The sequence below is a fragment of the Paenibacillus sp. Lou8.1 genome (assembly GCF_024213565.1).
Lineage (GTDB): Bacteria > Bacillota > Bacilli > Paenibacillales > Paenibacillaceae > Paenibacillus > Paenibacillus polymyxa_B.
Genome location: NZ_JANAVN010000012.1, coordinates 14,252 through 37,830 on the forward strand (window position 1 = coordinate 14,252; position 23,579 = coordinate 37,830).

The following is a 23,579-nucleotide window of genomic DNA, read 5'->3' on the forward strand; positions in this document are numbered from 1 at the left end:
CTAGGAAGATGTATTATTTTTATAGTAGGCCATAATCTCATCCAAATCGTTAATTGAAAGATTCTCATCGCTCACATCTGCGGGAGTCCATTCCTTCTCCTTCTTTTCAGAGCAATGCTCAATAATTTCTAGCAAACGACTTTGCAAGAAATTTCCCAATTTTTGAATACTCGATTCAGCATATTCACGACTGCTATACTCAATCCCGAGGGTTAATATCCCCTGTTCGATACTTCCATTAATATCAAGCACAAATGGTGTCTCGGTCTCCTCACTTACTGTTCGACCCGCAGAATACTTTGATTCGACAAATAAAGGCGCAACGGAGCCTGAATCAATCTGGCCGTGATAATTAAAGCGAATTTCAGGTGCAAAATTTCCCTGATTAGTACTTTTCAAATCGTGTAGGGTCATATATTCCAGAATTCCGAAGTCAATGCCCTTATTAGGAACACGTCGCAACGCTTCCTTGGTCAGCTTAATTTGGTAAGCTAAATCAGTATTATGCTTCATATCCAGATGAATAGGATACATCGTAGTAAACCAGCCGACCGTTCTGGTTATATCTATATCATCAAAAATCTGTTCCCGTCCGTGCCCTTCCAACAAAATGGTAAATTCGTCATCATCAGTCCAGTCTCTCAATGCCAGTCCAAAGGCTGTCAACAGTAGATCGTTTACATTCGTACTATAAGCCTTGTGTACATCCTTCTGTAGACGATCTGTTTGTTGCTTGGAAAGCCTTACGTTGCAGATTTCCAGGTCTTTCCCTCTTCTGTCAGCGGCCGGATAGTCTTTATGAAGCGGTTTACTGGCATGACGGATTACATTCTCCCAATAACGTTTGTAACGAGCTGGACGCCCACCCTTTGCATCATCACCAAGGCGATGGGTCCAATCCTTCCACGAATGGGTCTTCGCCTGAAAGAGGATTTCTTCATTATTAAGTGCCTGCATATACCCCTGCTCCAAATCTTCCAATAGAATTCTCCAAGAAACTCCATCTACCACCAAATGATGAATCGCGAGTAGTAAGTGATCACCTTGAGCGGTGTGAAACAACCCCGCTTGCACAAGCGGACCGTTTTCTAAATTCATGCGCCGCTGAATCGCTTCGCTGAGGGTCTGGATTGCTTCTTCAATGGATGACTCATGGCTTACATCCAGAGCAGTAAGAGCATATGCCTTTCGATTCGTACCATGAATGATGGGAATAATTTTGTCCTGATTCGCTGTATATGTCATTCGTAAGGCATCATGATGCTCAGTCAGCTTACACAACACCTGATCGACCAGTTCTTCCTTCCACCCATTTTGGCTATACAACATAACGGCCTGGTTCCAATAGTTGGATTCCGTGAACTTTTGCTCAAAAAACCATCGTTGGATAGGGGATAGCTCAGCCTCTCCTTCAATAATCCCTTGCTCGGCTTGAACACTGACTGCTCTTAGATCTGGAGTCAGGCTACCTATCGTTTGATGACGGAAAAGGTCCTTAATTTCCATGCGATATCCGTGCTTGCTTAGACGTGTGGAAATTTGAATAGCTTTAATCGAATCCCCGCCCAATTCAAAAAAGTTATGATTCGTTCCGATAGGAGCATAGCCAAGAACCTCTTGCCAGATTTCCACCATCAACGTTTCAACCTTATTGGAAGGAGGAATATAATCTACCTCAATCGACAGACTGTGATCAGGCTCAGGCAATGCTTTTCTGTCGATCTTGCCGCTCGATAGATAAGGCATAGCTTCCATAGATACGATATAAGCAGGCACCATATACTCGGGAAGGACTTCTTTAATACGAGCCTTTAATGCTTGTACATTGAATTCCTGGGCATGTTCAACATAGGCGCATAAATAACTTCCCCCAGAACGGTCATCACGAGCAAGCACTACGGACGTCTGGACCCCTTCGTAGGCCAGTATTGCCGCTTCAATCTCACCCAGTTCGATCCGGTAGCCCCGAATTTTCACCTGATGGTCGATCCGTCCCATATATTCAATGTTTCCATCCGGCAGCCATCTCGCCAAGTCTCCTGTCCGGTACATCCGTCCACCCGCCGCATATGGGTCCTCTACGAACTTCTCCTCCGTCAGTTCTTTTCGATTCACATATCCCCGGGCTACGCAGTCCCCTCCAATATGCAGTTCGCCCGGTACACCTATCGGCTGCAATCGATCTTTACTGTCCAAAATGTACAATTTCACGTTATCAATCGGCTTCCCGATCGGAATGCTCTCCGGTTCCTGCTCGGCAGGACAGTCGTAATACGCCACCTCTACCGTTGCCTCTGTCGGTCCATACAGGTTATGCAACGTGGCTCCTTCGGCTCCCAGCAAACGGTTAAATCGGCGGACATGTTCAGTCATCAGCGCTTCCCCGCTGGCAAATACTCGCCGGACACTGCGCATTTTCCTAGCGGCTCCGCTATGCTCGATATACTCCAGAAATGCTCCCAGCATGGATGGCACAAAATGAATCGCTGTTACCCCGTTGGCCTTAACCGTTTCGGCTATCGTTGCCGGGTCTTTCTCGCCTCCCGGCTCCAGAAAGCATACCGTCGCTCCCTGAATCGCCCACGAAAACAGCTCCCACAACGATACGTCAAAGGTGTAAGGCGTTTTTTGCAGGATCACATCCTCCGCTCCAAACGGAATTCGTTTTTCCATCCAGTGCAGACGGTTGATCAGCGATGCGTGCTCAATCATGACCCCCTTCGGCTTGCCGGTGGAGCCTGACGTATAAATCACGTACACCAAATCGGTTGAGCGGTTAACGGGTTCCGGGTTCTTCTCGCACTCTTCTCCTGTAAGCTCCATCCCCTCCATCAGCAGATCTTCGATAGCGATCAGCTCGCGATTGGCTCCGTGCGGATGAAGGCGGTCCAACTGATCCCGCTGGGTCAGCAGGATAGATGCCCCGCTATCCTCCAGCATGAATCCCAGCCGTTCTTCCGGGTCCTCTGGATGTAGCGGCAGATACGCCCCGCCTGCCTTCAAAATCCCCAGCAGGCCGACGATCATCTCCAGCGATCGATGAACTGCGATGCCCACCATCTGGTCGGGCCCGATCCCTTTCTTCCGTAGGACGTGAGCCACCCGATTCGCTTGGGCATTCAGCTCCCGGTACGTCAATTGCCGATCTTTGTATAGGGCTGCCGGATGTTCCGGTGTTCGCTCCACCTGCTCCTCAAACAATTGATGAATCGTCTTCTCCCTTGGATAAGGCGCAGCCGTCCCGTTGAATTTCTTCAAAATCAATTCTTTTTCTACCACTGTTAACAAATCGGTATCACCTATGGTTTGTGTGCTATTAGCTACAAACGACCTTAGCACCACCACCATATGATCCAAGAAGCGTTCGACAGTGTCCTTTTGGAACAAAGCACTGTTATACTCCAAATTCAAATGAAGGTAGCTACCTGTTTCTTCCGCACTCAAGGTTAAATCAAATCGGGAAACACCTGGATTGAACGGAAATGGTTTGAATTCCAATCCACTAGATTGTAGTGGCTGTCCTTTTGTATTTTGCATGACAAACATGGTGTCGAAGATCGGGCTTCGGCTCACATCTCTCCGCAGCGCAAGCTTTTCGACCAATTGCTCAAAGGGATATTCCTGATGCTCAAAAGCAGATAAAACCGTTTCCTTAACTTCGTCCAGAAAAGCTGAAAGACTCTTCTCCGCTGAAGGGCTAGTACGTAGTGCCAACGTATTAACAAACATGCCGACGATCTTTTCTGTATCTGGATGTCTTCTCCCAGCAACCGGTGTACCGATGACAATGTCGTCTTGTCGTGCATGCTTGGACAAAACAACGTTATATACAGCCAGTAAAATCATGAACAATGTACTTTGAGTTTCAGCTGCAAGTTTGTGAAGTGGCTCTGTTATATCATCGCCCAGGATTCGGGATACCGTGTTACCTTCATAGCTTTGAATAGACGGTCTTGGGAAATCCGTTGGTAGCTCCAGTACAGGCGGCTCATGTTTAAAGAGATCCAGCCAGTAGGATTCCTGCTCTTTAATAAATCCATGATTTATTTGCTCATTATGCCAGTTAGCATAATCTTTGTACTGAACGGATAGAGGCGGAAGCGCCCGTCCATCATATGATTTTACAAATTCATCCATAATAATAGACATAGAAACGCCGTCCGAAATAATATGGTGTAAATCAACCAGCAGCATATTTTTGTTCTCTGCCAACGGGATCAGCTCGCCTCTTAATAAAGGGGCACGGCTCAGGTCAAACGGTTGAACGAATTCACTTAGCACCGTTTCTATTTGCTGTTCCTCTGAATCCTCTTTGTTGGTCAGACTATGAATTTTCAACTCAAATTCTACTTCGTCATGTACGCTTTGAACCGGCTCTCCGTTGATCCATGAAAAAGAAGTGCGCAATGCTTCATGCCTGTGAATCAGAGTGTTGAAAGCCATTTTCAACCGTTCCTGATCCAGATGGCCTTGAACGAGCATGACAGAAGGCATATTGTAAACCAGTTCCGCTCCTTCAAGTTGATGCAATATCATCTGACGTCTTTGCGAGGAGGAAACTGGATAATAAGTTTGATCAGAAAGTAGAGCAATTTCGGTAAATGTACCTGCCCCTCTCCCGATTGTACATTCAATGAGTTTGCTCATGCTTTCCACAGTTGGGTACTCAAATATTTCACGCATAGGCAACTCGACCTGGAATTCTCGAATAATTTTCCCGATCAGTATTGTAGCCTTCAGCGAATGTCCACCCAGTTCAAAAAAATGGCTGTGTACACCTATGGGGCTCACATGCAGAATATCCTCCCACAAACGTACTAGACGAGTTTCTGTATCTGTTCGAGGAGCTACAACCCCCTGCTCCCGAATCACATGATGGGGCTCAGGAAGCGCTCCTCGGTTCACCTTTCCATTAGGCGTAAGAGGTATCGTAGCAATCTGTATCAGATGAGCAGGTACCATATACAAGGGCAGAGACGCTTTCAAATAGGATCGTATTTCCTGTGTTAAGAGTTCACGGTCCGAAACAATATAAGCGCATAAATACGTTTCGTCTTCTTGGTCTTTTCTAGATAGAACAACGGCTTCTCTGATGTCATGATGAGAGAGCAGGACCTTTTCGATTTCTCCAGTCTCAATACGATATCCACGGATTTTCACCTGGTGGTCTGTTCTTCCGAGATACTCCACATTGCCGTCGGGGAGCCACTTTGCCAAGTCCCCTGTCTTATACATGCGCTCTCCGAAAACGAATGGACTATCCGTGAATCTTTCGTCCGTTAGATCGGGTTGATTAATGTAGCCTAGGGCTACTCCTGTGCCAGCAATATGAAGTTCCCCCGGAATACCAACAGGAAGCAGTCTCCTCTCCTGATCCAAAATGTACAACCGGGTATTGTCAATAGGCTTACCAATTGGAATACTCTGCAAATCATCTCCATCCGGGCAATCAAACCATGTTGCATCCACTGTTGCCTCCGTTGGTCCGTATAAATTATGCAGAGTTGTGCCATTCGGCTTTCGAAGCAGAGTATTAAACCGTCTGGCTTGCTTTACTGTTAGTGCCTCCCCGCTAGCGAAAACTCGTTTAATACTGCTGAGTTTCCCCTCTGCTTGGTGCTGCTCAACATACTCCAAAAAAACAGACAACATGGAAGGCACAAAATGAAGGGTTGTAATTTTCTGTTCTGCCACCGTGTCCACCAGTAGCTTGGGATCCTTCTCCCCATCAGGTGGAAGAAAGTAGACTGAAGCTCCGGCTATAGCCCACCAAAATAGTTCCCATACAGAAACATCAAAGGTGTAAGGTGTTTTCTGTAAAATGATATCGTCCACACCAATCGGATACTTTTTTTGCATCCAATGAAGTCGATTCACTATAGAGGTGTGACGAATCATAACTCCTTTAGGCTTACCTGTAGAACCGGAAGTATAAATTACGTAAGCTACATCCTCCGGCCCACTGTAAGGTTCAAGATTAGTTTTTTCAGTTGCCCAGTCTGCTCCGATCGCAAGCACGCTGATATTCTGTGAAAGATCCTTCAATGTAGATTGGATTTCCTGCTGCACCAGCAGGATGGAAGCTCCGCTGTTACCCGCTATATATTGAATTCGTTCCAGAGGATCCTCTGGATTGATTGGCAAGTAAGCCCCTCCTGCCTTAAGAATAGCCATGATCCCGACTAGCATCTCCGGTGAGCGATAGGCTGCAATCCCAACAATCTGGCCGGTATGCACCCCTTTCATCCTCAAGACGCGAGCCAAGCGGTTAGCCCGTTCGTTCAATTCCAGATAAGTTAACCGCTCATCAGCGAATGCTGCTGCCAAACGATTCGGCGTCAGCGCCACCTGCTCTTCGAATAGCTGTTGAATCGTTTGACTTTGAGGATATAAGGCATCTGTATCATTAAAATCTCGCAGGATTCTGTATTTTTCCTCGCCAGAAAGCAAATCAATATCATCCACATTCATGTGCGGATTAGAAACTACCTGTTCAGCTATTTGTTTTAGGTGCAGTTCAATTCTTTCAATATCTGAAGCTTGATAAGCAATACTGTTATAGCCAAACTTAACCTTCAATTCTTTACCAGGAATGACTCCAATATTAAAATCATAATTCGTTTGCTCAAAGCCCTCGGTTTCCACAATTGAAACAAGCTGTTCTCCTTCACCACCAGCAAGCTCTTCAGTAATTGGATAGTTCTCGAACGCTATGATATGGTGGATCAAGCTCTTACCCAGTGGGGTTAGCATCTGAATATCAGCCAAGGATAGAAAATGGTACTTCCCCGATTCCATCATATTCTGCTGAAATTGCTTGATTATCTGGGAAAATGTTTGTGCTTCTTTATGACAAATACGTACAGGAATCGTATTAATAAATAATCCAACCATTTTCTCCGACCCTTCCAGCTCAGCTGGACGGCCGGAAACAACGGAACCAAATACCACATCTTTGGTGTTATTGTATCTTTGCAGCAACAGACCCCATATCCCATGAAATACAGAACTTAAGGTTACCTGATTTTGTTGTGCTATCATTTCCAAACCACGGGTTAACTGCTCGTCCAAGGTGAAAATATGGTTGTTCAGCTTGTAGCTTCCATCCTCAGTTGACTTGCTGCTAAGAGGTAAGCCACTTTGCTCTTCCACACCTGATAATTGTTGTTCCCAATAAGCAAGAGCTGTCTTCTTATTTTGCTGCCCTAACCAACTGATATACCGGCTATATGGAAATACTGCGTCCAATTTTGGCTTCTTCCCGAGAGAATAAGCTCTGTAAATTTGGAACAGATCCTTCGCAATTGTACCAATACACCAGCCATCCATAATGATGTGATGAAAGCTTAGAACCATTTTGCAGCTTGTATCACTTAATGCAAGAACACTTATCCGAATAAGGAGATCCTTTTCCAGATCAAAACGCATTTTTCGATCATTAATCGTAAAATTATCAACATATAAACGTTGTTCTGCTTCATTTAATTCTGTAATGTCTCTATAATCAATCGTTGCCTCTTTATTAGCCAGCACGACTTGTAACGGTTGGTCTGTTTCTTTATAAACAAACACAGTCCGTAATACATCATAACGGTCAATTAGGGTTTGGAAGCTTTCCTTCAGCGTCTCTGCATTCAACCGTTCCTTTAAGGTAATGACCGTCTGATCAAAATATGCTTCTGAGTGCTCGTCTAAAATGGAGTGATATAGAAGCCCCTCCTGCATGGGTGTCAATGGATAAATGTTTTGAATGAGTGCGTTTCTCATACGGCTCACCACTTTGCTACAAGTTTAGTTTGTTACTTAAAAGTTGGGACAGGTTCTGAAACTCATCGATTGACAACTTGTCATAGAGAAAATCAGTTGGACTTTGTTCCGTTACTTGTTTGCTGCAGCAATGGTCGATTAGATTCGTCAAATGTTTTTGGAATAAATATAATAGTTGTTCAATGGTTTGTTGCTGGTATTCTTGCTTGTTATAGTTGCATGTAATAATTAACTGTTCACTCTCATTAATAATGCAGTTGATATCTAACGCTACGGATCTTTCCGTAAAGGGACTAGCCTCTTCTCCTGAAGAAAATTTAGAAAGTGTAAATACATCTGTATCTAGTTCCGTATCAAAACGCCCCATATAATTAAAGGCAATTTCAGGAGCGACTTGAAAGGCAGTCACACCAGACTCATTCACTTGAGCATAGTTTAATACCCCATACCCAAAGCCCTTGTTCGGTATCCTTCTAAGGCTATCTTTGATGTTCTTAATCTGATATGAAAGATCATGCGCATTGTCCACATCCAGTAAAAATGGATACATTGTTGTGAACCAACCAACGGTTCTGGAAATGTTCATTTCCTGAAACACTTCTTCTCGCCCATGCCCTTCAAGATAGATCAACACACGAGACTGCTGAGTCCATTCTTTGATACTTAATCCAAGAGCAGTGAGCAAAATGTCATTAATTTCAGTATTGTAGGCCTGGTGCACCTGTCTTAATAATTTACTAGTGTTCTCATTATCAAGTGAGACACTTACATTTTCGCTATCACGCAACATATTGGTTTCATAGGAGCTATCTTTAGGTAACGTTCCAGACTCGGTTTGCTCCAGCTGTGTCCAGTATTCCAGTTCTTGTGCCAGCTCCTCGCTTGTTGCATATTGGCTTATTTCTTGTGCCCAAGAGCGGTACGAATCTGTTTTGTCTGGCAAGAGTAGTGCTGCCCCCTGCTGATATTGCTGATAAAGGGACGTAAAATCTTGTAAAATAATTCTCCACGAAACCCCGTCAACTACCAGGTGATGAACTGCAATGAGCAGGTGATCTCCCTCAGCAGTCCGGAATAATCCCAGCTTCATTAAAGGGCCGATTGTGAGATCGAAGCTACTTTGAATAGCCGTTGCTTCTTGCTCAATCCATGCTTCTGCTGGTAGACCTTCAGGCAGTGATTTTATCGTCAAGGATAGTGGTTGATTATTTAGCCCTTCATTGTATTGAACGACGCGATCTTCTCTCTGACAGAATGTCATTCTTAAGGCATCATGCTGTTTAATGATGCAGTCAAATGCAGCCACAATCCCTTGCTCATCAAAACCGTCTTCGGAAAATAGCATGACGGACTGATTAAAATGCTGAGGACTTATCTTCTGTAGGTGGAAGAATCGCTGCTGTATTGGCGTTAAAGGCAGCTCTCCCTCAATAGCTTCCTGACTAATTTTCCGACGGATCACCTTAACGAATGGGCTCAATTGTCTAATCTGAGGGTACAAAAATAATTCTTTAATGCTTAGCTTGTAGCCATGTGTGTTCAAACGCGAGACGATTTGCAGACCCTTAATAGAGTCTCCTCCCAAATCAAAGAAGTTGTGAGTTGCACTCACGCCTGTTACGGCAAGCACTTCCTCCCATATTTGGGCCAGCAATACTTCAGTCTCACCTGTTGGTTCCACATACTCCACTTCTAAGGCACCACTCCAGTCAGGTTCAGGTAATGCTTTACGGTTAATCTTTCCGCCAGGTGTAATGGGGATCACGTCAAGCGGAACATACACCGAAGGTATCATGTAATCAGGAAGCTCCTTAGCCAACTGCATTTTGATATGATCCGTATCTAATGGATTAGCTGATACCACATACGCGCATAAATAAGAACTTCCCTTATTCTCTTTGACCATTACGACAGTTTCCTGAATATCAGCTATGCCTAAAAGATGATATTCAATTTCACTAAGCTCAATCCTGTAGCCGCGAATTTTGACCTGAAAATCGGATCTACCCAGGAAAGCAATGTTACCGTCAGGCAAGTATTTAGCTAAATCCCCCGTTTTATAGAGCTTTTCATAGCCAGGCATTGAATAAGGATTATCTATAAAGCTGGCCTTCGTTTTAGTCGGATCATTCAAATATCCAATCCCAAGCGGTGTACCTGCAATATACATTTCTCCTGTGATTCCTACGGGAACCCTTTTTAGTCCAGGGTCCAATATATAAATCTTGGTATTGGCAATTGGCTTTCCGATAGGAATTCTGTCTTCATCTCCTGTCACTTGATAAGCAACACAGCCTATACTTGCCTCCGTTGGACCATACAGGTTCGTGATTTGAACATGAGGAAAAATGGTTAAAAACGTATGAACCGTCGATGGCGTAATTTCTTCACCACCAAGAATAACTTGTTGAAGAGAATCCAATTGCTTGGTTCGAGGTGAATTTGGGTCCAACTGGTTGACAATAGCATTAAATACGGATGGAACGAAGTCTGTAAAAGAAATACGCTCCTGTTCAATGATATTCGTCATGTACGTAGCATCCACCGTCATGCCTGTTTCCGGCAACACGGTCGTTCCGCCGTTCATTAATGGCCAAAACAATTGCCATACCGCGCTGTCGTATACATGATGAGTCGTCTGGAGAACACTTTGTGCAGCCGATGTTCCAAAATAGTCGTTCATCCATAGAAAACGATTGGTGATTCCTTTATGGGCAGCAATAACTCCTTTGGGTTTGCCGGTTGAACCCGAAGTGAAGATTACATAGATTGGTGATTCCATATCTACATCTACTGCCGGGTTACTGATAGCGTTACTCCTCTTTTCGACTACAGAGCAGTCTATAACTAGATACTCTTCAGCATTTATTTCTGAACTGATAGGTGTACTTGAATTGACCAATAAGGTAGAACTTCCCAAATCCTGCAGGGCGCTCTGTAAGCGGTCAATAGGCCACTCTGTATCAAGAGGCGAAAAAGCAGCACCTGTTTTCATAACAGCCAGTATGGATACTACCAGTTCCAGGCTCCGTTCCATGAGTATAGGCACATAACTTCCTAGTCCAATTCCTTTAGCCAACAAATTGCTTGCTATCGCGTTCGCCTGATCATTTAACTCCTTGTAGGTCAGCACCTGATCTTGATAGATAACAGCTTTAGCATCCGGTCTTCTATCAGCCTGCTCCTCAATATAATGATGTATGGGTCTTGGCTGTGGATAAGCTGTATGAGTGCTGTTATACCGTTCCTCCATAGCAGCCGCTTCTGTTGCGCTTAGAAGATTAATATCAGTCAATGCCATATCAGCGTTTTGGACTACTTCCTCCAATACATTCAGGTAATGCTCGACGAGAAGCTCAATTGTTTCTTTTTTATACAGTTTTGTACTGTACTCAAATTCCAGATGAACTCTCCCAGCCTTTTGTTCGGCATTCAGTACAAGATCGAATTTGGAAATCCCCGTTTTAAACGGATATAGCTCAAAATTAAGGTTATCGGCTTGCCACTGCTGTGCATCCGTATTCATAAAGGAGAACATCGTGTCAAACAACGGATTTCGACTCAGGTCTCTCTTGATGGACAGCTTATCGACCAGTTCGGCAAATGAATACGATTGATTTTGCAGAGCTTGCAGCGTGTTTTCTTTTACTTCGTTCAAAAAGGTTTTGAAGCTCTTATGACTAACCGGATGGTTTCGAATAGCCAGGGTATTGACGAATAACCCTACGATCCCATTGGTATCTGCATGCGTCCGTCCAGATGTTGGAATGCCGATTACGATATCTTCCTGTCCCGCATATTTCCCCAGCAGCACATTATAGGCAGCAAATAGAAGCATAAAGAGTGTGCTATCTGTTTGAATACACGTGAGATTCAACTGTTCTATAAGCTTTTCGGACAGCTCGACTTTCACCATATCTCCAACAAAACTCTGCAATTGTGGCCGCTGATAGTCTGTAGGCAGATCTAGAACGGGAAGTTCTCCTTTATATTGATCAAGCCAATACTGTTCTTGCTTTGCATGAATTTCTGTATTCGATCTGAGCCAAGCAGAGTAATCTTTGTATTGAAGCGGTAAAGCGGGAAGTTCTTCTCCCTTGTACAGCTTGTTCCATTCGTTAATAATAGTGTCGATAGAAGTACCATCAGCTATCAAATGGTGCATATCAATAAGAAGCATAAACTTATCACGATCCATTTGAAGAAGCTCCGCCCGAAATAGTGGGGCTTTACCAACATCAAAAGGACGGATGAAATTATGGATCAATGTATCTATGCCCTTTGTCGTAATATCACCAGCAGCCCGGGCAAAGCCAAGTTCAAAGCTTACCTCTGGTTGTACAAATTGCACCGCTCTATCATCCACGTATCCGAACGAGGTCCGAAATGCTTCATGCCGGGCTAATAATTGTTCAAAGGTACGCTCCACTCTTCTTCGATCTACATGACCTTCGATCATCAATGCTGCCGACATGTTGTAAGCCACACCCGTCTCATCTAGCGGTAGCACGGCCAACAATCTGGATTGTGCTGGAGAAACCTCATAATAAGCTCCCTCAGTCACTGCCTCAATTCGTTGGTAATCTGTGGGTTTGGCAGCAAGAATCTTCTTGGAGAGCGCTTCGATTGTTGGTGCCCCAAATATATCTTGAGTTGAAATTTCGATATGAAAGACCTCGTTGATTTTCGCAGTCAACAGGGTCGCTTTCATCGAGTGCCCACCTATTTCAAAAAAATGATCGTGTATACCAATCGGAGAAATCTCCAGCAGATCCTGCCACATTTCGATCAATAGCTGCTCCGTTTCATTATTGGGCCCAACGTGCTGTAATTCTTCGCTAGAATGCTCCCCTGGTTCAGGTAATGCACTTTTACTAACTTTGCCGTTTGCTGTCAGCGGCATCGCATCCAACAAGAATACATGGGCTGGTACCATATAATGAGGCAGGCTTGACGACAGATAGTCTTTCAAAACATCTACTGTAACCGATTCCCGCAAAACGGCATAAGCGCATAAATACGGATTGTCATCTGTTCCTTTAATCACTACTGCTGCCTCTTTTACCGCTCTATGAGCCAACAATGTGCTTTCAATTTCACCTGGCTCAATCCGGTAGCCCCTGATTTTAACTTGTTGATCTGCGCGGCCAAGATACTCTAGCGTTCCGTCAGGTAACCATCTCGCTAAATCTCCTGTTCTGTAGAGCTTCATATTGTCCAAATAAGGGTGTGGGATAAATTTCTGCGCCGTAAGCTCAGGACGATTACGATATTCTCGCGCAATTCCTTTACCCCAAACGCATAATTCTCCTGGAAGTCCTATGGGCCGCAACTGCAAGTATTGATCCAGAATGAGAACGCCCGTATTAGGAATCGGCTTTCCAATACACCCCACTTCTTCAGGCCCAATATCTCGTAACATCGTTGTAACTACACTATTTTCTGTTGGACCATACTCATTGAACAATTGAATGCCAGGATGTTTGGCTTGGCTGGCTTCTATCAACCGTTTCGTTGCTTTCTCACCGCCTAACGTTACAACCTTGAGAGACTTGACTTCATCTGGAGTCAGACCCTCTATAATAGACATGTACATGGAAGGAGTACACACGAGATGTGTAATATGATTTGATAAAATTAAGGTCTTCAGAGCCGATAATTCACTCAGTTCCTCATTCGTAGGCAGCACTACCGTACTTCCAGACAGCAGCGGAGTAAAAAAGGCACCCACAAAAGCATCAAATGAGCTAGACAGCATTGGCAGGATACGGTCTGCTGCTTCTAGTGCATATTCATTTATTCTCCAAGATAACGTATTTAATATCGCTCGATGCTCAATACAAACTCCTTTAGGAGTACCGGTTGAGCCCGATGTATAGATCACATATGCCAAATGACTTGAATCCGATTCCCACTTTGAAGACAACTTGCATTCTGTTTTATACCACTCATCATCGTCCATATTTAGGACTAAACCTTCATAAGTAGTAGCATTGTAATTAGATGAGTCATTCAACAACAGGAGAGCAGCCCCGCTATCCTCAAGCATAAAGTGAATTCGTTCTTCTGGATAAGAACTGTCGATTGGAAGATAGGCGCCACCGGCTTTTAAAATAGCCAACATACCAACGGCCAAATCTAATGAACGGCCCGCCATTAAGCCGACTACAGTTTCTGCCCCTACTCCCCGCTTCATTAATGCCCTCGCCAGCTGATTTGACTTCTCGTTCAGCTCTTTATAAGTAATTCCATGTCCCTGATGAATAACAGCCATATGATCAGGATTTTTGAGGGCTTGCTCTTCGAATTGCAAGTGCAGCGTCCCTGTTTTCTCCATCACAGATGAAGTGGGCAGATCGAAGGTATTAAAGCCATGTATTAGCTTCAACTTCTCTTCCTCAGGTAACCACTCCAACTTCGCAATCTCGCTCCAAGGTTGTTCTAAAATAGAACGTAATATTTGTATATAAAGGCTAGCAAGGCGGTCAATCGTTTCTGATCGGAACAATTGGGTACAATAGTTGAAACGTAAGGCTAGGCCCTCCTGCCATTCGTCAGCGCTTAACACCAAATCGAATTGGGAAATCCCTGGATTGAATTCACTCGGATGAAATTTTACTCCATTCGCTTCAAGAGAACTCATCTCAAAATTCTGCATGACAAACATCGTATCAAACAAAGGGTTTCGTCCTTGGTCACGACGGATATCCAGTCTCTCAATCAATGCCTCAAAAGGATAGTCCTGATAATCCATAGCTCGCAGAGTCGTTTCCTTGACCTCTTGCAAAAACGAATGAAAACTCCGCTGAGGAGACGGACGATTCCGCAAAGCTAACGTGTTGACAAACATTCCGATCATTGTTTCCGTGTCCGGATGCTGACGCCCTGCCACCGCCGTTCCTACAATAATATCTTCCTGACCCGTATACTTCGCGAGCAGTATATTATAAGCCGCAAGCAGGATCATAAAAGCCGTAGTCCCCGTATTTTTGGCAAGTTTTTTTAATTCTTCTGTCATTGTCGGAGTGATGCTATACGACAACACAGCCCCTTCGTAGCTTTGATGTAATGGTCTAGGGAAGTCCGTAGGCATTGCCAGTATAGGTAATTCTCCGTTCAAAACATTTTTCCAATAGTGTTCCTGTTCAAACAAACGGTTGCTAGTATATTGTTCCTTTTGCCAGACGACAAAATCTTTATATTGGATTTGTATTGGAGCTAATATTTCACTCCGATACAGTTGCACGAGTTCATTGAGGAAAATGGATAACGAAAGCCCATCTGCAATACTGTGATGCATATCCATAACCAACATATGTTTATTAGCTGCAAAGCGAAACAATTCTGCTCGGAAGAGTGGCCATTGGCGCAAATCAAACGGACGGACAAACAAGCGGCTCATCTCGTTTGCATCTTTCTCCAGTATTTCTGTGACTTTGATTTCAAAAGCCGACTCTTCATGAATCACTTGTACAATTTCGCCATCCACGATATTAAAAGAAGTACGAAATGATTCATGACGCCGAATCAAATCCAGGCAAGCCTTCTGAAGACGGGGGATGTCTAGATCCCCATCAATACGCACCTGGCCCGTAATATTGTAAGCTGTACCTATCCCCATATCCTGCAAGACAAACATACGTCTTTGAGCATCAGATATTGCATAATGCGTACATTCTTCAAGCTTTTTAATAGAGACGACTGTTCCTTGTTTTGCCCCTTCGATCACTTTGGCCAAAGCCGAAACTGTCTGTGAATGAAAAAGTACATTCAAGGGGATTCGTTTGCCAAAGTCTTGATGAACTCTAGCAAGCAAGAGAGTCGCCTTTAACGAATCTCCTCCTAGATCAAAGAAATTGTCATCGGACCTAACACGATTTAATCCCAGCACCGTTTCCCAAATTTCCCCTACTCTTCTCTCCGTGGTACTAACTGCCTCAACAGCTTCTTTGCTAACAACTTGTTTCATAGTAGAAAGTTGCGACAAGTCTACATATCCCTTCGAATTCAAGGGCATTTGTTCAAGCTTAATGATCTGTTGAGGTACCCATTGTTCTTGCAAATGATTTCGCAATTGTTTGCGAAGGATATCCTCTATTCCATCATTAAGACTCGTAATGTAAGCAATCAAATGTGTGTCTGCCGTGCTCTCTGTACTCTGTGCTATAACTTGGCACTCGCTAATTTGTGGAATAGAGGTAATAAATCGTTCAAGCTGTTCAGTATATATGGCATGTCCTTTTATATAGGCTCGCTTCTGAACAGGTCCCAACAATCGCAATTCACCGTTTGCGGTTCGCAAAGCCAGGATTCCTGTCGGTAAATACCCTGAATTTTCGTAAGGAGATTCGTTTTCCTGTACTACATGCAATTCCCCGATCGTCCCCACAGGCGCAGGTTGCAGATAAGAATCCAGTAAATAGATGGCTCTTAGTGAATCATTGTCCGTGATGCCGCTGGATTCGAGTTCCACATAGTCACTGTAGTTTTTAACCCCATATTTCAGTTCATCCTGATTTAAGAGTGAGATATCTACAAAATCCCGTTCCTGCCCATCAGCAATCGTATTCAGGATGTGTAAAAAATACTCTGCCCAAATCTGCATTGTTTCCGGTGCGGCCAAGCTGGCTTTAATATCAAAATCAAACCAAAGCTCTCCCTCGACCTCCATCACATTGAGAAACATGTCATATTTGGAGTACAGGATCGTCGTCGGTATCAATTCCACGTCCAGTCCATGAAAATGAAAATTCTGTATCGGTCGATCCATATTGAAGATGACATTCATCTCAGGTATCCGTATGTTCTCAATACGCTCAATCAGATCAGCAAAAGAGTAGCTTTGAAGCGGTTCGACCTCCTGCATGACTCGCTTAACTTGTGCCATATACTTAAATAATGATTCTTTGCTGGTAATATGGCTCACAATCGGCAACATGTTAACACAGTTTCCGATCAAATTAATTTGTTCCATTCTAGACTGTCCAGAGGTAGGGATACCCACTACTATCGTTGTGTTTGCAGTTAAGCGATGCAGAAACACCTTATATGCAGTCAGCAGTGTAACAAACAAGCTGTTACCCGCTTTAATGCTAAGCTTTTTCAACTTTCTCGCCAGCGTACTGTCTGCCCGAATATTTATTCTTCTTCCTCTATACGATGGTTTCTTCATACCACCGTCCTCAGACGGAATGTCCATGGCGACAGGGACGGAATCCAATGTCCGTGTCCAGTAAGAAACTGCCTCACTCACTCCTGCATGTTCTAGTTCCAACTGTTGCCAAGCTTGAAATTCTCTGAATTTTGGCGGTACAGGCAACGTGACTATATTTTCACCTTTGCAGAAAGAAGTGTAGGCTTGCTCCCATTCACGGATAAACACTACCATCGACCAACCATCAGCAACAATATGATGAAATGTGAACACCACAATATGTTCTTCCGGTTGTAAACGTAAAATGTGAGTACGGAACAGTGGTTCTTTGGACGTCAAATCAAACGCCCTTTTCCCCTCTTCCTCAAACCATTGCTTGACCTTTTCTTCATGCTCTGATGGAGGAGATCCTGAGAGATCACTTAGTGATATGACCACATTCACGTTGTCAAGAACATGCTGTTCTTCGCCATCGAGGTCAATAACTGTCCGTAGCGACTCATGCCGGTTCACAATTGCTTGAACTGAACGTTTTACAGTATCAAGCTGCAGTTGACCCTGCATCCGCAAAGCTGCTATATCATTGAACGCAGTGGATGAATCACTTCTGGATTGCGTAGCAAACCAAATTTGCTGCTGCTCCTTTGTTAAAGGGAACGATGAGGATTCGATGGGAACCACATTATTTTTTCGGTTTCCATTTCCATCCGGTGATGGCGTATTGTCAGGTAAGAATCCCCCTTTTCTCAATTCCTCCACGCTTTCCTTTACAGCCTGTGTAATTTGTTGAAGGTCCCCATCTGTATGAGCAGTCGATAAAAAGCAATTGCGACCTTCCCAAATGTAAATTCCCTTGTCAATCAGCAGATGGAAAAAGAGCTCAATGTCGCCAAACGAAACAAACCGGAATAGTGAGCCATAGTTCACCATGTGGATAGGTACACTATTTTGTTTAAAATAAGTATTCAGTGCTGCTACCCATTCGTTGGTTTTTCGGTTCAGTTGTTCCTGAAGATTCGACCCTTCAGACTTCAAATATTTCAAAGTCGCTAGAGCCGTGTGCATGGTCAGCGGATGCGTGCAGAAAGTACCGCCTACGAACGTTTTAATATTCGTATTTTCCGGATAGGAGTCGTCTCCGAACGACCATACACCTCCATCTACAGTGTCCATAAACTCTGAGCTTCCGGCGACAATGCCAACAGGCATACCTCCACCCGCCACTTTTCCGTAAGTAACTAGATCAGCTTTAATTCCAAACCAGGCCTGAGCACCTCCTGGATGAATTCTAAATCCTGTAATTACTTCATCAAAAATAAGTGCCGTTCCCGAATTTGCTGTTATCTCGCGAATTTGCTTCAAGAACTCCTTTGGTTGCAAATCCGGTCTGCGACTCTGTACAGGCTCCACCAATACGGCAGCAAGTTCATGTGCATAATGCCTGATAGTTTTTATAGAATCCGGATGATTATAAGGGAGTACAATTACATCCTCCATCATGCTCGAAGGAATTCCCGGTGCCATGGGCAAAGCCTCTCCCCCGCTTGAGTTCGGATCGGACACGGCCAGTACACCATCGAATGTTCCATGATAAGAACCAGCAAACAGCACTATTTTGGAGCGTCCTGTAGCCGCTCTAGCCAAACGTAAAGCGACCATAACAGCTTCTGACCCCGAATTGTAAAAGGCAACCCGCTCCACACCTGTCAGCTCGCTAATCAAGGCAGCAACCTCGCCTGCTGTATTCGACATAGGGCCGATCGAAGGCGTACGGTCGTGCACATTGCTCCGTAAAGTATCGGTTAGCCAAGCTGGGTTATGACCCAGTAAATGAACCCCGAAGCCCATAGTTAAATCAATGTACTCATTCCCATCCACGTCCCATATCCTTGAACCCGAAGCGCTCTCTGAAATGATTGGATATACGATTTCTTTCCAATAGGATCGGAACCCAGACACATGACGATTATTAGCATGAACCAGTCGACTTTCCTGTGTGTATTTCTTGGACCCGAGGGTTCGTTGAGTATATCGTTTAATAAAACGCTGTAAGAAATCATTTTGCCGCGCACTGTATCCACTTTCCTCACCGATCAGTAGAGGTTGATAGGGTACAAAAGGTTTGGATTCAGTAGTTGGATTCACTTTAATTGTAGAAGTGATAGGCACGTCAGTTGCCACAACATGCAGAGATGTAGGCTGAGCACTGACTGTGTCTTTGTTTGTGGTTAACGATGCTGCCTGAATAGTTCCTCCTTGGCCGCCACTAAGCATCTCCAGTTGTTTGGTCAACACTTGAGTAAGTCCCAGCTGTTGGTTGTTCAGTAATTCAATTTGTTGAGAGAGTAACTTTTCCAGGCCACCCAACTCGGACGAAGACTTTGCAGCAACCGTATTTTCCGGATTGGCTTCTATCCGATCATCGACCGTACTTAGAGCATCGGCAGCCGCAACTGATTGGGTGGTATATGTCAAATCTGAAATAAACGTTGTTAGACGATCCAGGTTTGTGACACTTTCAAAGAAATGGTTCATGGGAACATCCACATTAAATTGTTCTCTAATTTCTTTTTGAACTTGAACTAGCATAATGGAATCCAAGCCCATCTCTAGAAAATGCATCTGCTCATCCAGTTGTTCCACCGTAAAACCAGAAACTTTACTGATTACATCTTTTAATACTTTGGAAATCTTCGCTGTGTAGTCGATCTGATCTATAGCTTGCAGCTCTTTTGGATACGCGGACTCCATACGTCTCTCCTCCCTGCCTACGTTACTTATCTGCACTACTTTTGGAGTAAACCAGCAACGATTTTGTTCAAAAGGGTACAAAGGCAGCGACTGGATTATTTTAATATCATCCGCATAAAGCGCTTGCCATGGAATAGCCATACCTTTGACGTACAGTTCACCCAATTGACGTAGAGCGTGAATATCTGTATGTGCACTTGCTCTGATAGCTGTAATCAATCGACCTACCGTATCATCTTTTTCCCGTTTATGATCAACGCTCTGTTTATGAGAACCTATATACATATCAGGAACATTCTCTTGTTGGTTCCCTGAAGTCCATCGCTCCAACTTGTGTAATAAATCCTCTAGGCTGGAAGTAATAACTGCTAATTTATGCTCCATATGAGCTCTGCCGATATGTGTGGTATAGCACACCTGCTCCAAGGAAACCGCTGGATTTAGGCGTAAATAGTCCACATATTCCTCAACCAAATGATGCAGGCTTGTCTCATTTTTTGCGGAAACCGTGAAAAGATGAACACCATCTGGCGTGTTTACAGAATCATTATCTGTTCGCGTTTCTATAAACTCCTCCATAACAACATGAGCATTGGTCCCACTGAATCCAAAAGAACTTACTCCGCAGCGAAGTGGGGCATCATTTGAACTTAAATCGGCTACTTCTGTCGTCAAATAAAACGGCGACAATTCAAAATTAATACGGGAACTAGGTTTCTTAAAATGAACCAACGGAGGATTCTTCCTCGTTTGCAGCATCAGAACTGCTTTAATAAGACTGGATATTCCTGCTGCTTCAAATAAGTGACCAATATTGGGTTTGACAGAACCGATTGCACAAAATTGTTTTTTGTCCGTATATTTTTCAAAGGCTTGTGTCAATCCCGCAATCTCAATAGGGTCCCCCAGTTTAGTTCCCGTTCCATGAGCTTCGATAAATGACAGAGTTTCCGGGTGAATAGCCGCATCATTCCAAGCCGCCTCCACCACTTCTGCCTGTGCGGAAGGACTAGGCGCAGTAATTCCTACCGTTGTACCATCCTGATTCACCGCACTTCCTTTTATTACTGCATAAATACGGTCTCCGTCTTGCAAAGCTTGATCGAGAGGCTTCAACAGAACCGCTGCAACCCCTTCTCCTACACCTGTTCCATCCGCTTCTGCATCAAAGGTACGAGCTCTGTAATTTGGCGATTCCATATCTAGTCCCAGCTTCACTGGTAATAGCATCGTTCGGATTCCTCCGGCAATCGCCATCTTGCAATCCCCCGTCGCTAACGCCTTACAAGCCATATGAATCGCGACAAGTGAAGAGGAGCACGCCGTATCCACTGTTACTGCTGGACCTTTTAAATTAAGAAAGTAAGAAATCCGACTTGCCAGCACTGACGGTAAATTTCCAACAATATACTGGTGAAATTTGTCCGGTTCTCCTTTAGAGAGCATCCGCTCATAATCGTAGCCCACTTTTGAGAAGCCGACGTAAACTCCTACCTTTTGTCCATGAATTCGATCCCCTGCATAGCCCCCATCCTCAAGTGCATGCCATGCAGTCTGAAGGAATAATCTCTGATTTGGGTCCATATAGCTTGCTTCCACAGGACTCAGCTTGAAGAACGCATAGTCAAATTTATCAATTTCTTCTAGGAAGCCGCCTTCTATAAACTCTTCTTCTCTCTTCCTTTGATCCACAACTGATAAATAATCAATGGCGTCTTGCTTACGTTGAGAGCTTAAGTTCCCGATACAGTCATCGCCTTGAACAATATGATCCCAATACTGTGAAACAGATGAAGAACCAGGTAAGTCCAAAGAAAGCCCAATAATAGCCACGTCCTTGCTATGATTGTCATCCGTATCATCTGTAGGAATATGCTGTTGTTCAGAATCGGCAGGGTTCGCCAAAAATTCTGCCAAGTGAGCTATTGAGGGATGATCAAACAAATCGGTAACTGCAAGCTTAATCCCCAGCTGATTTTCAATTTTGTCTGTAATCTGAACCAGTTGTAGGGAATTGGCTCCTAAATCAAAATAGCTATCTCTCGTATCAACCTCTTCCCTAAGTAATACCTCGCAGCAAATATCGTGAAGTACTTTTTCGATCTCAAACGAAAGTGTAGGCAATTTTTGATTTTTGTTTTCTTGCTCCATGATCCCTTTTAAAATTATTGAAGTCTCCTGATAATGTCCCGCTTCATACTGAGCCGCAAGCTTATACCTCTGTAACTTCCCACTGGTCGTTTTGGGCATTTGCTTAATAGGTATAATATCGTGAACCGTCCATCCTCCATGACGATACAAATGTTTTTTTAATTGAGTTGCAATTGGAGAAAATTTTTCTATCGTCTTTTTGGATACGACAAATACCACAATTTCCTCTGATTCCATCCCATTTACACGAACTCCACACGCCGCCACACGATTAAGTTCGACTCCTTCTACTTCCTCAGCGATACGCTCGATGTCATGAGGGTAAACATTCTGTCCATTTACAAAGATAATATCCTTTGCTCTCCCTGTGACGACTAATTGACCTTCACGGAAGAATCCCAGATCGCCAGTTCTCACCCATCCGTCTAACGTCAAAAGTTTAAATGTCGAATCCTCGTTGTTATAGTATCCCTTTGTAACATTTTCACCTTTGATTTGTATGTGCCCAATAACGCGATCCGCCACTTCCTCATCCTCGTCATTGCATATTCTGATTTCACAATAATCTAACGACTCACCGACCACGACAAATGGCAGAGCATTATGAAAAGTCTTGTCTACCTCCAAAACGGACTCTCCAATGTTTAAGTGCTTACGATCAACATAAACGGTTATATATTCAGTATCGATTGGCGGGATAGCAACTGCAACCGATGCTTCTGCTAAACCATATGATGTTCGCATAGTCGTTTTTTTTAATCCAAAAGGAGCTAATTTGTCAAGAAAGGTGTCACACAATTCAGGAGAGATAGGTTCAGCACCATTTATGATGGCACGGATCTTGGACAGATTCCAGTTATTTACTTTTTCAGGTTTAAAAAATTGCATGAAATACTTATATCCGAAGTTTGGCGATGAAATAATGCTTACTTCATGTTCACTAGCTTTTTTTATCCAGAGTGCCGGCTGACGAATGAACAGCGAAGTCGGCATAATGTACTGATTCACTCCGGCAACTAATGGGGTAATATGATTGTAAATTAAACCCATATCATGGGTTAGAGGCATCCACTGCAAGAACGAATCTTTCTCTGTGACGACTGTCCTATTTATAATTCCACTTGTGTTATGAATGAGATTATGATGTGTAAGGATGACTCCCTTAGGATCACCTGTGGAACCGGAGGAAAACTGAATAAATGCTATATCCTCCAATTGAGGGGTGTGTATCTTTGCAAAGGATTGCTCGGGTTGTTCATGGTCTTGAAGAAGTAATTGATGACGATGGCGGATGTTTTCGAATAGGTCATCTTGGTTGCTTTTCAAAGTATATTTCTCAAGGTCTTTTAATATTTTGGGCTCGATGAGTAAAAAAGGATCGTTAAGAACATCCCAAATTTTAAAAAGTTTCATTCTATGCTCATCATTATTACCTATGCTGACAGGTACCGGGATCATGCCACCAAGAACACAAGCCCAAAATGCTTTTACAAAATGCCGATTACTTTCTATTTGAAATACAATTTCTTGTCCCTGTTTAACCCCTGCATCCTGAAGATTCTTTAAAAATGCTAGAGCTTCCCAATATAAATCTTTATAAGTAAGCGTAGTTTCGTTTTGATCCGACTCAATAAAGGTAATAAATTTATTGTCACACTTTCCCCGTTCTGTAATAACATCAACCAGTGTTTTAAACCTATTTGTATACATGCTATTCCCCCCGTATATCGTAAGATTTATTAGCTTCCAGCAATAA

General features: G+C 43.7%; 2 protein-coding genes. Both read right to left on the reverse strand.

Annotated elements, in window-relative coordinates; translation table 11 throughout:
* Positions 1 to 7,767, reverse strand: coding sequence for a non-ribosomal peptide synthetase (locus tag NLX78_RS17500; RefSeq protein ID WP_254351116.1), 7,767 nt, complete (start codon positions 7,765 to 7,767; stop codon positions 1 to 3).
* Positions 7,768 to 7,783: 16 nt separating this feature from the next.
* The gene (locus NLX78_RS17505) at positions 7,784 to 23,533 is read right to left on the reverse strand and encodes a non-ribosomal peptide synthetase (protein ID WP_254351117.1); all 15,750 of its coding nucleotides are present in this window, start codon (positions 23,531 to 23,533) and stop codon (positions 7,784 to 7,786) included.
* Positions 23,534 to 23,579: the final 46 nt, after the last annotated feature.

Bases quoted from the DNA above. Each gene is read 5' to 3' on its own strand.
- NLX78_RS17500 (WP_254351116.1), bottom strand. From the start codon at position 7,767: ATGAGAAACGCACTCATTCAAAACATTTATCCATTGACACCCATGCAG.
- NLX78_RS17505 (WP_254351117.1), bottom strand. From the start codon at position 23,533: ATGTATACAAATAGGTTTAAAACACTGGTTGATGTTATTACAGAACGG.